The organism is Parerythrobacter lacustris (genome assembly GCF_024626475.1).
Lineage (GTDB): Bacteria > Pseudomonadota > Alphaproteobacteria > Sphingomonadales > Sphingomonadaceae > Parerythrobacter_A > Parerythrobacter_A lacustris.
In genome coordinates this window covers 216069-229812 of the sequence record NZ_JANKHH010000007.1, presented here as the reverse complement: position 1 = coordinate 229812, position 13744 = coordinate 216069, and the positions used below count along the sequence as shown (strand labels likewise).

8 protein-coding genes are annotated in these 13744 nt (G+C 63.4%); 4 read left to right on the top strand and 4 right to left on the bottom strand.

Annotation, left to right across the window (positions count from 1 at the left end):
- Positions 1–151: 151 nt before the first annotated feature.
- Complete coding sequence (locus NSO95_RS12970) at positions 152–937, bottom strand: SDR family NAD(P)-dependent oxidoreductase (RefSeq protein WP_257596703.1); 786 nt, start codon at positions 935–937, stop codon at positions 152–154.
- Between the two features lie 175 nt (positions 938–1112).
- Positions 1113–2285: an acetyl-CoA C-acetyltransferase gene (locus NSO95_RS12965; RefSeq protein ID WP_257596702.1), complete on the bottom strand. Its 1173-nt coding sequence runs from the start codon at positions 2283–2285 to the stop codon at positions 1113–1115.
- A 169-nt stretch (positions 2286–2454) separates the two neighbouring features.
- On the opposite strand from NSO95_RS12965, the gene NSO95_RS12960 reads away from it, so the two are divergent.
- Genes NSO95_RS12960 through NSO95_RS12950 form a run of 3 tightly spaced genes read left to right on the top strand, consistent with a single transcriptional unit; the run spans position 2455 to position 5791 of the window.
- Positions 2455–3198, top strand: a complete 744-nt coding sequence (locus NSO95_RS12960; protein WP_257596700.1) for a 2OG-Fe(II) oxygenase — start codon at positions 2455–2457, stop codon at positions 3196–3198.
- Entirely contained in the window at positions 3195–4889 is a 1695-nt protein-coding gene (locus NSO95_RS12955; RefSeq protein WP_257596699.1) for a 2OG-Fe(II) oxygenase family protein, read from the top strand. Before NSO95_RS12960 ends, NSO95_RS12955 begins: the two co-directional genes overlap by 4 nt.
- Complete coding sequence (locus tag NSO95_RS12950) at positions 4886–5791, top strand: class I SAM-dependent methyltransferase (RefSeq protein ID WP_257596698.1); 906 nt, start codon at positions 4886–4888, stop codon at positions 5789–5791. Before NSO95_RS12955 ends, NSO95_RS12950 begins: the two co-directional genes overlap by 4 nt.
- 273 nt (positions 5792–6064) lie before the next feature.
- Here NSO95_RS12950 and NSO95_RS12945 read toward each other — a convergent pair whose 3' ends face one another.
- A complete protein-coding gene (locus tag NSO95_RS12945) occupies positions 6065–8995 on the bottom strand; it encodes a TonB-dependent receptor domain-containing protein (RefSeq protein ID WP_257596697.1) in 2931 nt (976 codons plus the stop codon).
- Positions 8996–9284: 289 nt separating this feature from the next.
- Here NSO95_RS12945 and NSO95_RS12940 point away from each other — a divergent pair, with 289 nt between their 5' ends.
- A complete protein-coding gene (locus NSO95_RS12940) occupies positions 9285–9770 on the top strand; it encodes a hypothetical protein (RefSeq protein ID WP_257596696.1) in 486 nt (161 codons plus the stop codon).
- Positions 9771–9949: 179 nt separating this feature from the next.
- Here the strand turns inward: NSO95_RS12940 and NSO95_RS12935 are convergent, their stop codons facing one another.
- Positions 9950–13438 (bottom strand): TonB-dependent receptor domain-containing protein, encoded by a 3489-nt coding sequence (locus NSO95_RS12935; protein ID WP_257596695.1) that lies wholly within the window; start codon positions 13436–13438, stop codon positions 9950–9952.
- Positions 13439–13744: the final 306 nt, after the last annotated feature.

Genomic DNA, 13744 nt, shown 5'->3' with positions numbered 1-13744 from the left:
GTCTCTCTCCTTTTCCTCCCCATGAACTGGTCATGGGGAGGTCGCAGCGCGAAGCGCTGACGGAGGCGCAAGGCGAAACCAGCCCCTCCACCACCAAGCCTGCGGCTTGGCGGTCCCCCTCCCCATCGCAAGTCGATGGGGAGGATATTCTTCAGCGCGGCGCCATGCGGATCGCGCCGTCGAGGCGCACGTCCTCGCCGTTGAAATAGCCGGTCTCGATCATGCACATCGCCAGTCTGGCGTATTCTTCGGGATAGCCGAGGCGCTTGGGGAACGGCACCGATGCGGCCAGCGCTTCCTTCACCTGCGGCGGCGCGGCGTTCATCAGCGGGGTGTTGAAGATGCCCGGCAGGATGGTGTTGACGCGGATGCCTTCGCTCATCAGGTCGCGCGCGATCGGAAGGGTCATGCCGACGACGCCGCCCTTCGACGCCGAATAGGCCGCCTGCCCCATCTGTCCGTCTTCCGCCGCCACCGATGCGGTATTGACGATCGCGCCGCGATCACCGTCTTCGCTCAGCGGGTCGAGCGTCAGCATGCCCGCCGCCGACTTGGCGATGCAGCGGAAGGTGCCGATCAGGTTGACCTGGATGATGAATTCGAACGCCGACAGCGGGAAGTGCTTGATGCTGCCGTCTTCCTTGCTGCGGCTGGCGGTTTTCATCGCGTTGCCGATCCCGGCGCAGTTGACGAGGATGCGTTCCTGCCCATGCGCTTCGCGCGCCTTGGCAAAACCGGCATCGACGTCTTCCTCGCTGGTCACATTGACCTTGCAGAAGATGCCGCCGAGCTCGGCGGCGACCGCCTGGCCCTTTTCCTCGTTCATGTCGAAGATGGCGACTTTCGCGCCCTTCGCGGCAAGCGCGCGGGCGGTTGCTTCGCCAAGGCCCGATGCGCCACCGGTGACGACGGCCGGGGTATTGCTGCTGACTTCCATTGTTCTCTCCAAACTGTCCTTCGGGACTCGGGCATGCGCCCTCGCTCCTCAGGATGAACGGGCTTCGAGACGCTCGGGCTTGCACCCTCGTTCCTCGGGATGAGCGGGTGTCCAATCCTACCTCCGCTCATCCTGAGGAGGTGAGGACATAGTCCGAGCCGTCTCGAAGGACGGGTTAGAGCGCCTCGATAATCGTGACGTTGGCGACACCGCCGCCTTCGCACATCGTCTGCAGGCCGTATTTCTTGCCGCGCGCACGCAGGGCGTGGACCAGCGTCGCCATCAGCTTGGTGCCCGATGCTCCCAGCGGGTGGCCGAGCGCGATCGCGCCGCCGTTGACGTTGAGCTTTTCCGGATCGGCTCCGGTGTGCTTGAGCCAGGCGAGCGGCACAGGTGCGAAGGCCTCGTTGACTTCATACAGGTCGATGTCGCCGATTGTCATGCCCGCACGCTCCAGCGCGCGGTCGGTCGCGAACAACGGTTCCTCGAGCATGATCACCGGGTCGCCGGCAGTCACAGTCAAATTGTGGATGCGCGCGAGCGGGGTCAGGCCATACTGCTTGAGCGCGCGTTCCGACACCACCAGCACCGCGCTCGATCCGTCGCAGATCTGGCTGCTGGTTGCAGCGGTGATCGTGCCTTCCGGGCTGAGCAGCTTGACCGAGGAGATGCTTTCCAGCGTCGCATCGAAGCGGATGCCCTCGTCCACCGTGTGCATCGCGCTGCCTTCGGACGTTTCCACCTCGACCGGCACGATTTCGGCCGCGAACGCTCCGCCCTGCGTGGCCTCAATCGCCTTATGGTGGCTCGCGAGCGCAAAGCGGTCGAGGTCATCCTTGGTGAAGCCGTGCTTCTTCACGATCATCTCGGCCCCCATGAACTGGGACCACTGGATGCCGGGGTATTTCTCCTCGAGGCCGGGCGATTTGTAGTTCCCCAGCCCTTCCTTCATGTGGAACATCGCAGTCGAGCCCATCGGCACGCGGCTCATGCTCTCGACCCCGGCCGCGATCACCACATCCTGCGTGCCGCTCATTACCGCCTGCGCGGCGAACTGTACCGCCTGCTGGCTGGAGCCGCACTGCCGGTCGATCGTCACCGCGGGAACGCCCTCGCCGAGACGCTTCGCTGCGAGCACCGCGTTGCGTCCGACCTGCATCGCCTGCTCGCCGCCCTGGCTCACGCAGCCCATCACGACATCGTCGACCGCGCCTGCTTCGAGCCCGCTGCGCTCCATGATCGCGTCGAGCGACCGGGCGGCGAGATCGACCGGATGGACCCCCGCGAGACGTCCCCCGCGACGCCCTCCGGCGGTGCGTACGGCTTCGACGATATAGGCTTCGGGCATCGGGGGCTCTCCTGCAGGACTCGGAAATCGCGGTTTCCGTTTGCGTAAGCGTTAAGCGCCGCCCTCGGGGTGGTCAAGCATCAAGCGATCCGGCGTGCGGGATGGCGTGGGGGAGAGTTCCGACGTTCCCTCTTGCGGGTCAAGGCGGGATGCCTATCGTGCCCGGGCAATGGAAAAGCCACTCTTCGCAATCAATCCTGCGCTCGACCGGGCCGCGCTGGCGGACCGCTTTGCCTGCAATGGACGCATTCAGGTGCGCGATGTGCTGACCCGCGAGACTGCGGAAGAAGTCCGCCTGATCCTGCAGCAGCACACCCCCTGGGGGCTCGCTTTCAAGGCGGGTGACGGCCCCGGGATCGAGCCACAGCAAGTGCTGGCGCAGGAAACCCGTTCGTCTGAGGGCCAACAGAAAATCCAGCAGCTTTACCGACAAACCGACGATGCGGCGCGTGGGGGCGACTATGCCTTTCGCTATGGCCAGTACTCGCTGGTGCAGGCGGTGCAGGAAGGCTGGAACCCGGGCGGACCGCACGAACTGCTGCTCGAACATCTCAACGCGCCGGATTTCATGGATCTGGTGCGCGAGATCACAGGCCTGCCCGAACTCGTCAAGGCCGACGGGCAGGCGACGCTCTACGGGCCGAACCACTTCCTTGCCAGCCACAGCGACAGCCACGTCGCCGAAGGCTGGCGGATCGCCTATGTGCTCAATTTCACGACCGACGAATGGCAGCGCGACTGGGGCGGCTATCTCGTCTTCTACGATGCGGATGGCGATATCGTCGAGGGCTTCCGGCCCCGTTTCAACGCGCTGAATATGTTCGCTGTGCCGCAGGATCACGCGGTGCTCTATGTCCCGCCGTTCGCGCCGGTGGGCAGGTTCGCGATTACAGGCTGGTTCCGCGACCGGTGAGCGGACTGTCGCCTGCCCAGTGGCGCGACCGCGCGCTGGCTGCGCTGCAGGCCGGGCGCGGCGAAAAAGTTCGCCAGATCCTCGCCGCCGCCGCGAGCGAACACCCGCTGGATGCAGCGCTGCACAACAGTGCGGGCAACATATTGCTCAAGCTCGGAGACAAGACCCAAGCCGAGGTACAATTCCGAGCGGCGGCAAGCCTCGCACCAACATCGGTCGAGTTTGCCGTGAATCTGGCCATTACCTTGTCCGGGCTCGGCCGACACACGGAAGCCGTCGCCGTATTGCTGCCTGTCGAAGCGCAGGGGCGCGCGAATGCCGTCTATTGCTCGACCCGCGGGACAGTCGAACGCGGCGCGCACAACCCTGCGGCAGCTGCGCTATGGTACGATCGCGCGCTGGCCATCGAGCCCAAGCGCGCGAAGGCTTTGCACGGTCGCGCCAGAGTGGCAATCGAACGCGGCGAAAGCGATGCACTGGCGCGTGTCGACCATGCCTTGTCGGTCAATCGGAACGATGCGGACCTGTGGCTTGCCCGCGCACAGACGCTCGACGTGATGGGGGATATCGCCGGTGCCCGAAACATTGCCGAGCAGTTGGTGGAGGCGATGCCGCAGTGGGACGAGGGCCTGAAGCTGCTGGCGCAATTGCGTCTGGCCATGGGCGAAGCGAACTTCGCGTCGCATTATGAGCGGGCAATGGAACGCGTCACGGATGACCGGTCGATCCCGATTGCCTGGGCCAACATCCTCGCCGGTCTCGATTTTCATGCCGAAGCCGCTGACGTGGTGGCACAGGCGCGCAGGCGCTTCCCCGATGACGAGCAATTTGCCCTGCTCGAGGCGATCCATTCCGGCGCGTCGGGAGACGACGACAGGGCAGATCACATCTACGCCCGGCTTGCGGTCCAGTCGCCAGATAGGTGGCAGCAGGAAGCGCGCCACCGGATCAGGCGGGGTGAATACGATCGTGCCGCAAGCCTGCTGGACAAGGCCATCGCCATCCGACCGGATGCGATCTTTCCCTGGGCACTGCGCGGTATTGTCTGGCGGCTTGCGGGCGATCAGCGCGCAGAATGGCTGCACCATCAGCCCGGGATGCACCGGCTGCGCCCGCTGCACGATGCGGAAAAGGTGCTCCCGCCGGCGATCGAGCTTCTGCACCGCCTGCATGACAATTCGCCCATGCCGCTCGGCCAGTCGCTGCGCGGTGGGAGCCAGACACGCGGGCTGCTGTTCGACCGGGTCGAGCCCGAACTGGCGGCGCTACACGATGCGATCTTGGCGACGGTGGAGCAGCATCGCCGCGAGATGCCGCCGGTCGACCCCGATCATCCGATTTTGCGCCATCGCGACAAGCCGTGGCACATTTCCGGGTCGTGGTCGGTGCGCCTGTCGGGGGGCGGCGACCATCACACGGCGCATATCCATCCGCAGGGGGTCATCTCCTCGGCGCTCTACTGCCTGCTCCCGCGCGCGCGCGGGGAGGATCCGCAAGCGGGCTGGCTGGAGCTCGGGCGCCCTCCGCCCGACCTGCGACTCGATCTCGGACCGATCGCGACGATCGAGCCGGAGGAAGGGCATCTCGCGCTGTTTCCGAGCACGCTCTACCACGGCACGCGCCCGTTTGCTGGGGATCGACGGATGACGGTGGCATTCGACGTCAGTCTGGCGCATGGAGCCGCTCCATGAGTGTCGACCACCGCAGCGCATGGAGCGATTTCTGGGCGCAGAACCAGCAGTCGGGCAGTGGGTGTCTGCCCAAGGCGTGGCAGGGCATCGATACGGCCCAGCGCGAGGCATGGGCCGGTTTTGCTCGCAAACTGCCGAAGAACGCGCGGGTGCTCGATCTCGCCACCGGTGATGGCCTGGTGTTGCGCTGGTTGGGGGGTTTCCGGAGCGATCTCTCGCTCCTCGGGGTCGATCTGGCCGACCGTTTGCCCGCTGCGCCGCGCGGGACGAAGATACGTTCGGGCGTCGCCATGGAACGGCTGCCCTTGCCCGACGGGCGCTTCACTGCTGTCGTCAGCCAGTTCGGGTTCGAATACAGCGACCTGCCGAAATCGGCCAGGGAAGTCGCACGGGTGCTGCGCAAGGACGGCATCGTCGGCCTGATCACCCATCGTCAGGATGGGCCTATTCTGGCCTACAACCTCGACCGGCAGGAGCAGATCCGGTGGGTTCTCGAGGATTGCGATCTACCCGCTATCGCCAGGCGCAGCCTCTCGATGCCGGGTCTCGGGACGAGGACGATCCCTCCGGCGATCACGCAGGCCCCGGTGGAGGGCGCCAAGCGGTTCGGCCCGCAATCGGCGGCATGGGAGATTGCCGAGGCGATCCGGCAATCGCTGGTGCTCGGCCAGCGCGACGCGCCCGGGAATGTGATCAAGCTGATCGAATCCATCACTGCCAAGGCGGGCAACGAATTGGCGCGCATCGCTTCGCTCGAGGCGGCTTGCCGGCAAACCGCCGACGAGGCGAAATTCGCCGCGGCGCTCGAATTGGCTGGTCTGCAAGAGATCGAGCGATCACCGCTCCACGACCGCGCATACCCGGCACCCTTTGCCGATTTCCGGCTGATCAGGCACCGCTAGTAAGACCGTTCAGTACGCTGTTGAGCCGGTTGGGCCGCCACTTCACGGAATTGACAACCCGGTTGCATCGCTTGCGGGCAGAGCGCCTCGTCCCTTCGCACTCTCGCACTTCTGTCATTCCCGCGAAGGCGGGAATCCATGAAACTGGTTGCACTTTGGATCCCCGCGTTCGCGGGGATGACAGAGTTTGAGATGGACCCAATGGCCACAGAAAAAGGGCGGCAGACCGAAGTCCGCCGCCCCTTTCTTTGCGTTGCTTCGTAACGGAGCGTCTTAGAACTTGACGCGAGCCGAAGCGAAGAAGTCGCGACCGATCACGTCGTACGTGCCAGGATAGGTGTTGGCCTGTTCCTGGTTCGAACCGATCACCGGCGGTGCCTTGTCGAAGATGTTGCTGACACCCATCGAAAGCGTCAGGTGCTCGTTCGCTTCGAACGAGAAGGTGAGGTCGAGATAGTCGGCCGCCGGGAGACGCTCGACAATGAAGTCGGTCGCATCGTCGTCGTCGTCAACCCCGCTCACATGGCGCCAGCGCACCGAGGTGGTCAGCGGGCCGTCGATGAAGGTGAAGCGGCTGGTCCACTTCCACTTCGGGGTCGGCTCGCCACAGGTCAGGCCGAAGCGGCCTTCGCACTCGTTCACATCAGGCAGACCGACGATCGGGATGAAGTAGGAATCATGCGTGTAGGTCCCGAGGAACGACACGTTGAAGTCCTGCTCGCCCGTATCGGTCAGCAGCGAGAACGGGATCGTGGTCGAGTAGTTCATCTGAACGTCGAGACCCGCAACGCCGAGCTCGGCGATGTTGGCGTTCGAGATCAGCGGCGGATTGTCGACCGTGATGCTGCCCGAACCGTTACGCACGGTCGAACCCGCACCGTTCGGGAAGAACGGCGAGCAGATGCCGGCATTGGCGTCCTGAACCTGCTGGAAGCAGACGTTCAGGGCGTTCTGCAGACCGCCGCCCAGCGCGGAAATCGCATCGTCGATCACGATGTCGAACCAATCGGCAGTGACCGTCAGACCCGGGATGAAGCTCGGCTCGAGCACGACACCGACCGTCCAGGAGTCCGAAGTTTCCTCAGACAGGTTCGGGTTACCGCCGAACAGCGCCGGGATCTGCGAGTTGCCGAGCTGGAGCGCGAGGCCCGATCCGACCGCACCTGCCGGTACCCCGTTGGAGATACAGAACTGGCCGATTGCCGAAGTCGGGGTCACGCCAGCAGTACCGCACGGGTCCTGAGCAGGCGGGAAGCCGATCGACTGTCCACCGAACAGCGTGGCCACGTTGGGCGCGCGAATTGCACGCTGATACTGGCCGCGCAGGGTGATGTCGGGGATCGGAGCGAACTCGATGCCGCCGGCATAGGTCCACACACCGCCAACCGCGTCGAGCGAGTAGTCGGAGTAACGGGCCGCACCAGTCAGCTCCAGACGCTCGATACCCGAATCGGGCCCGAGGATCGGGATGTTGAGCTCGGCGAACACTTCCTTCGCATTATACGCACCTGCGGTGGCCTGACCGGCGTTGAAGCCGATCACGTCGCCCGACGAGAGCGCGGTGTCGGGAATGAACTCCGAACCCTGCTTGCGGTATTCGGCACCGATCGCGAAACCGATGTCGCCACCGCCCCAGCCGAGATTGCCGAGGAAGCCCGAAACCGAAGCGTTGGCCACTTCGAGCGTCGAGATATCGCCATTCTGCGCAAGGATCGAGATCTGCTCGACCATCGCCGGAGTCAGCGTGTTGGGACCGAAGACGTTGATCGCCGGGCCCGAACCATCGAGACCGCGCTGGAACGCCGAACGCGAGATGTTGCCCGCCTGAACGTTGGCATTACGCGTACGTGCATACATGTAATATGCATCGTAGTTCAGCCAGTCGGTGATCTCGCCACGCACGCCGCCGAGAACGCGGAACGCGTTACGCTCGTCGAGCGTGTTGCGCGAACCGGTTTCGGTCACACGCCGCTGGAAGAACGCATTGATCACGCCCGGCTGGAGGGCTGCAGCCGCAGCACCAGAGTAGAGCGGAGTCAGGCCGTTTGCGATACGTGCGGCGTTGGCAGCCGTTTCGCGCTGGTCGTAGGTCACCAGTTCCTGGAACGCGGCAGCCGAAAGGAACGGCTGAATGGTGGCCAGGTTGAAGTTGAACGAGCCGGTAACCGGAGTTGCCGCCAGTTCCTGCGCCACGCGGTTGTTCACGAACGACACTTCGGTGTAGAAAGTGTGGCCGTCCTGGAACTCGTAATCCGCGAAACCGCCGAGCAGGTAGCGCTCTTGCGGGATCTGCAGATAGTTAGCCGGAGCGTAGTTGTACGACAGGCCCGTGCCATTTGAGAGCACACCCGGGGTCAGGAAGAGACCGTTGTCGATCAACAGGCCCGCGCCTGCCGGAAGCGTCGTCCCAGGCCCGGTGCCGTTAGCAACCGTAAAGTTGGTGGCGACGTTGAAGCGGCCGTCAGGAGTCGTCGATGAACCCAGCGGAATGAGGCTGGTTGCACCATCGCCCAGCGCTTCGCGCGAGAAACCGCGATCCGACTGGAAGACCGACGAGCGGTTGTAATACTCGGCATAGACCGTGACGCTGCCGCGACCATCGTCGAATTCGGTGCCGATAGCGCCGTGCATCCCGTAGCGATCGCCGTCACCGCGTTCGGTGATCGAATACTGAGCGCCGAGTTCGACGCCCTGAACGCTCTTGAGACGGAAGTTGACGACGCCCGAAAGCGCGTCCGAACCGTAAACCGCCGAAGCGCCGCCGGTCACCACGTCGACGCTGTCGAGCAGGAACGAGGGGATGGTGTTGAGGTCGACGATCTGGCCGGTATCGTAGAACATCCAGCGGCGGCCGTTGACCAGCACCATGGTGCGGGTCGCACCGAGGCCGCGCAGGTTCAGCGTGGCAGTGCCGGTGCCGGGGTTGTTCGAGTTCGAGGTGAAGCCCGGAACAACCTGCGGGAGCGTGTTGATCACGTTCTCGACGTTGACGGTACCCGAAAGTTCGAATTCCTCGCTATCGACGACTGCGATCGGTGCGGCGGTTTCGACATTGACTCTGCGAGCGATACGCGAGCCGGTGACGACGATGAAGTCATCTTCCGACGCGCCGGCGTCATCCTGCGCATAGACCGGCTGGGAAACCATGGCGCCTGCCATGACGGTCCCGGCCAGCAGCGAAGCCTTGGTAAAACGGTTGGACATTCCAATCCCCTTGTTCATGCACGCCACCGTGGCGCGCATAGTGATAGGTACGAAGTTCAGGCGCGAAGCCCGAATGTGCGCGGTCTAGGCCAAAGCCCGCCACTTTCGCAATCTTCCAGCGCCGTTCATGGCAGGGAAACGCGAGTGTGTGTCTTTCCTGTTACAGTTGGCGGAACGCGCGCGATCTGTCAGCTAGGCGGCCGTGAAACCGGCATTGGCGAGGAGTGACATTGTGCGCATTCGGAGACCCGTTCTAGTCGCGGCGGCGACAGTTGCAGGCATTGCTTTCATGGCACCCGCTATCGGACAGGACGATGCTGCCGCTCCGCCTGCCGTCAATTATCTGGAAAACCTCAAGCAATGCCAGGCGATCGAAGCCGATGCGGACCGGCTGGCGTGCTACGATCAGGCGGTCGGGCGCGTGGTGACGGCCTCGGAAGAGGGCGAGGTGCGACTGGTCGACCGCGAGGATGTTCAGAAAACGCGCCGCCGCCTGTTCGGCTTCACCATCCCCGACCTGGGAATTTTCGGGGGCGACGACGAAGGCGATATGGCGATGCTCGAATCGACCGTAAAGCGGGTGGTTTCCATCCGCCGCGACACGATCGTGTTCGAGATCGAGGAAGGCAGCATCTGGCAGATCGACGATGCCCCGCCGCGCGTCCTTCGGCGGCTGGATTCTGGCACGCCGGTGGTGTTCAAGAAGGCTGCGCTGGGTAGTTATTTCATCCGGGTCGATGGCCAGACGGGGGTCAAGGGCAAGCGCATTCAGTAGCATCCGCGCGATTTCGCGCAGGGGTGTGTCGCAGGCTGCGCTGCTGGCCTCTCAAGCGCGTAGCCGTCTGGCCCGGCTGGCAATTATCAGAGGCCTACAATCTCGTGGCAGATCCCCGAACGCAAAGCGGCCCCGGACCGAAGTCCGGGGCCGCCTGCTTTCAGACCATCAGGTCAGGCTTAGAACTTGACCGAAACCGTGCCGAAGAACTCGCGCCCGTTGAGGTCGTAGCCGTTGCCGATCGGAATGTTGTTGATCCCGAACACTTCGCTGGTGTCGATCCGCGGCGGGTTACGGTCGAAGAGGTTCGTCACACCGAGGCGGATGTCGAACTTGTCGAAATCGACCCGGACCGATGCGGTGCTGATGAAGTATGCATTAGCAAAGCCGACATCGCGGCAGAACACCCCGTCACCGGCGACGAAACCGGGCTGACCCTGCGGGATCACCTGACCGCGGTTGGGACCCGACGTAAAGCGGGCACCATTACCAAGACAGGTGTCGCCGAACTGGGTCGGATTGCCTGCCGCATTGGGCAGAACCGGGAGGCCGTCGGGGCCGTAACCGAACGCGTCGGCCAGCGGATCGATACCTTCCGGGTCCTGCTCGGTGCGCCCGATCATCCGGGTCTGCCACGAGAAGGTCACGTTATCCACCGCCGCAGTAAAGGTCGCGCGACCCGTCCAGTACGGGAAGCCGAACTCACCCGCCTGCTCGGTGATCGAGGGCACGCCCTGGTCATCGAGGAAAACGGTGTCGCGGGTAATCAGGTGGTTGGCGCGCAGATTGAGCCCCAGCCGAACATCCTTGCCGAATGCTGCAACATCGGTTCGGAAGTCGGCGTTGAGATCGATCCCCTCCACCTTTTCGGAGTTGATGTTGACGAAACCGGCGAACACATCGCTGATCAGCTGGCGCCCATCGGGCGCATATTCAACGAAGTCGCAGAAGTTCGACCGAACGCCATCGTCGCGCGTGAAGCACTGGTTGACAATGAACCCCCCGGTCGGTTCGGCGATCGCACCTTTGAGGTTGATTTTGTAGTAGTTGAAGTTGAACGAGAAATCGATCGGCCCCAGATTTTCGGCAAACGCAAACCCGGTGGTGAACGAGGTCGACGTTTCCGGATCGAGAGCCAGGCTGCCGCCCGAAGTCACCTCGACGCTGGCGTTCTGGGCCGTCGTCGCCCCATCGGTACCCACGACGGTCGGGTCGCGACCTTCGCGGATACAGTTAGCCAGGACCAGCGCATCACGGTTGTCGAGTGAGGCATTGTAGCCCCCGGCCAGTGGTGCGTAGGCCGCTGTCGGGACCGCGCATGGGTCGAAAATCGTCGCGAAACCCGATTGACCGGCGAGGAACAGTTCGCGCAGGTTCGGCGAGCGGAACGAGGTGCCGTAGGACGCTTTGATCAGCAGTTGCTCGAACGGGCGCCAGCCGAACTTGATCGAATAGGTCTCGTTGGTGCCGTAGAACTCGTCTTCGGTGATACGACCCGAAAGGTTGAGCCGGAGATCTTCGACGAGGGTCTTGCCCGACATCAGCGGGAGGTCGACCTCGGCGAAGGCCTCGTAGATATCCTTGCTGCCGAAGCCGCCGGAGTCGGAGAAGAAGCCCCAGAACAGACCGTTTGCGGCGATATCGTCCGGCATCGAGTTGAGCGTATCGTCGCGATACTCGACGCCAATCACACCCTTTGCGGTGCCGCCAGCGAGCTCGAACAACGAGCCCTGGACGAATGCGGAGATGACCGTTTGTTCATAGGTCGTGTCGAAGTCCCGGCTGTCGAACAGGTAATCGCGTTCCGCCTGCGTCGCGAAGTCACCGACTGCAGTCCGATAGAGGCTCGGCGCGAACAGGTTCACCGGCACACAACCATCGGTCACCGACGAGGAAACACTACCGGGCGTCCGGATACCTGCGAGGTTACAAGGCGTCCCCGCTGCCACTCCGGGGGTTGCCTGCAGCGTAACCGGATTGGCCACGCGGGTCAGACCCGCAACCGACGGGTCGATACCCAGCGCGAATGCCAGACGGTCTTCACGGATACCGAGGCGCGATGACTTGCCCTCCGACCGCGAGTAGCTCCCCGACAGTTCGAACGTCCAGTCGTCGCCCGCACCGAAGTCGATGAACGGCAGGTTGCCCTTCAGGCCGAAGACACCGCGATACTGTTCCTGCACGGTTTCCACCGTGCTTCGGTCTCCTTCAACACCGACCACCACCTGAACCGCTCGGCTCAAGCCGAGCGGACGCGCATTGACCGTCCCCGTCAGTCCGTCAAACTGGTTCTGTGCAAGACCGCAATCGACTGCGCTCGGGTTGATCCGGGTACCGTTGAAGCTGCTGATGTTACATGGGTTGAACGGGTTTGCTGCCGGGATGATCGGGAACAGCTGGCCCTGGCGTCCGCGAGCCGAGCTCTCGGCGCGCGAATAATTCGCTTCGAAGAACGGCGTGATCGCCATGTCGCCATCGAACGTGTATTCGCCATAGGCCATGACATTGTAAAGATCCTGGCCGCTGATCAACGACGGATCGAGATCGGTACCGTTGCGGGTTACCTGACCGAAGTCGACATCAAGCAGACCGTCCCCGTTGCGATCGACCGGACGACCGAAAGCGTCGAGCGAGTCGGTGAAGTTCGGGATGAACGAGTTGCCTGCTTGCCCCGTGGAGGCGAAGGTTCGCTCGTCGTAATAGATACTGCTAAAGAACAGACCGCCCTGCGGTATGATGCGCGCGGTCGCGGCATCGATGGTGCAGCCGTAAAGCGGTTCGCGAATCGCGCCGTTCGAAAGTCGCCGCGTGTTCGCATCGGAACGCAGGTCGGTCGTCAGGACATTGCCGTCCTGATCGATTTCGTACGGTGTGTTACAGCCGGCGAGGAACGCGCGGTCGCGATACTTCACCTCGTCGCGGCGGGCGAATTCCGCACCGATGCCGAAGTTGAAGTTCGAGCCGGTCTTGCCCCATGCGCCGGACACCTGCCAGTCGTCACCGCCGCCCTGCTCGTTGTAGTTGCCGGAGGCGAAAAGCTCGACACCGTCGATATCCCGGCGCAACACGATGTTGCCCACGCCCGCAACCGCGTCAGAACCGTAAACCGATGAGGCGCCATCGAGCAGCAGGTCGTAGCGAGCCACGAGCGAGGACGGGATCAGGTTGATCGACGGATTGGTCGGTGCGCCCTCGACGCCGGCGGGCGCAAGGCGGCGACCATTGACCAGCAGCAGGGTGCGGTCCGCACCGAGGCCGCGAAGGTCAAGCGTCTGCGAACCCGGGCCGTTGTTCAGCACGAAGCCCTGGAAGGTCGCGTCGATCTGCTGACCGGCAGCTGATTCGGACTGCTGAAGGATAGCCGCAGCGTCGAATTGGCCGGTGTCCTGCAGGCTCTGGGTTTCAAGGATCTGAAGCGGAGAGATCGAATTGTAAGTGCTGTTGCGCTGAATGCGCGATCCGGTGACGACGATCCCCGCTTCACCGTCGACTTGTCCGTCGGCACCGACGATGGTTTCCTGACATTCGGCCGGGATCGGCAGGTCGGCGTCGAGGTTGTCACAGTCGACTTCCGCGTCCTGCGCAAAGGCCGGTGCGGCGACAACCATCGCCAGGGCGGATGCCGAGTAGGCCAGGCCCTTGAGCGCGCGTGCTTCAAACTTTTTCATAATTTCTCCAGTCGCGACAACTAAAGACTGGGAGCGAACCCCGAAGGCTGCATTTCCGGCTAAAGTCCCCTGCCGGCAGATGCATGATTCGCTTGCAAAGGGGCCCCAGTCCCTAAGGTGGACCGGTTGTGCAAAAGCGCGGATGGCGTGTCAAAGTGGTTTGACGGATTTATGGCAAATGAACGGGGGACTTGTTGCTCAAATCCCACAGCTTTTGCGATGACCCGAATGCGGTTGTTCGAATCTTGCCTTGGTGCCGGTTTCAATTGAAACAAAATGACGCGCCGCCTGTCGGAGAAAACGGGC

Bases quoted from the DNA above. Each gene is read 5' to 3' on its own strand.
- NSO95_RS12970 (WP_257596703.1), bottom strand. From the start codon at position 937: ATGGAAGTCAGCAGCAATACCCCGGCCGTCGTCACCGGTGGCGCATCG.
- NSO95_RS12950 (WP_257596698.1), top strand. From the start codon at position 4,886: ATGAGTGTCGACCACCGCAGCGCATGGAGCGATTTCTGGGCGCAGAAC.
- NSO95_RS12960 (WP_257596700.1), top strand. From the start codon at position 2,455: ATGGAAAAGCCACTCTTCGCAATCAATCCTGCGCTCGACCGGGCCGCG.
- NSO95_RS12965 (WP_257596702.1), bottom strand. From the start codon at position 2,285: ATGCCCGAAGCCTATATCGTCGAAGCCGTACGCACCGCCGGAGGGCGT.
- NSO95_RS12940 (WP_257596696.1), top strand. From the start codon at position 9,285: ATGGCACCCGCTATCGGACAGGACGATGCTGCCGCTCCGCCTGCCGTC.
- NSO95_RS12935 (WP_257596695.1), bottom strand. From the start codon at position 13,438: ATGAAAAAGTTTGAAGCACGCGCGCTCAAGGGCCTGGCCTACTCGGCA.
- NSO95_RS12945 (WP_257596697.1), bottom strand. From the start codon at position 8,995: ATGTCCAACCGTTTTACCAAGGCTTCGCTGCTGGCCGGGACCGTCATG.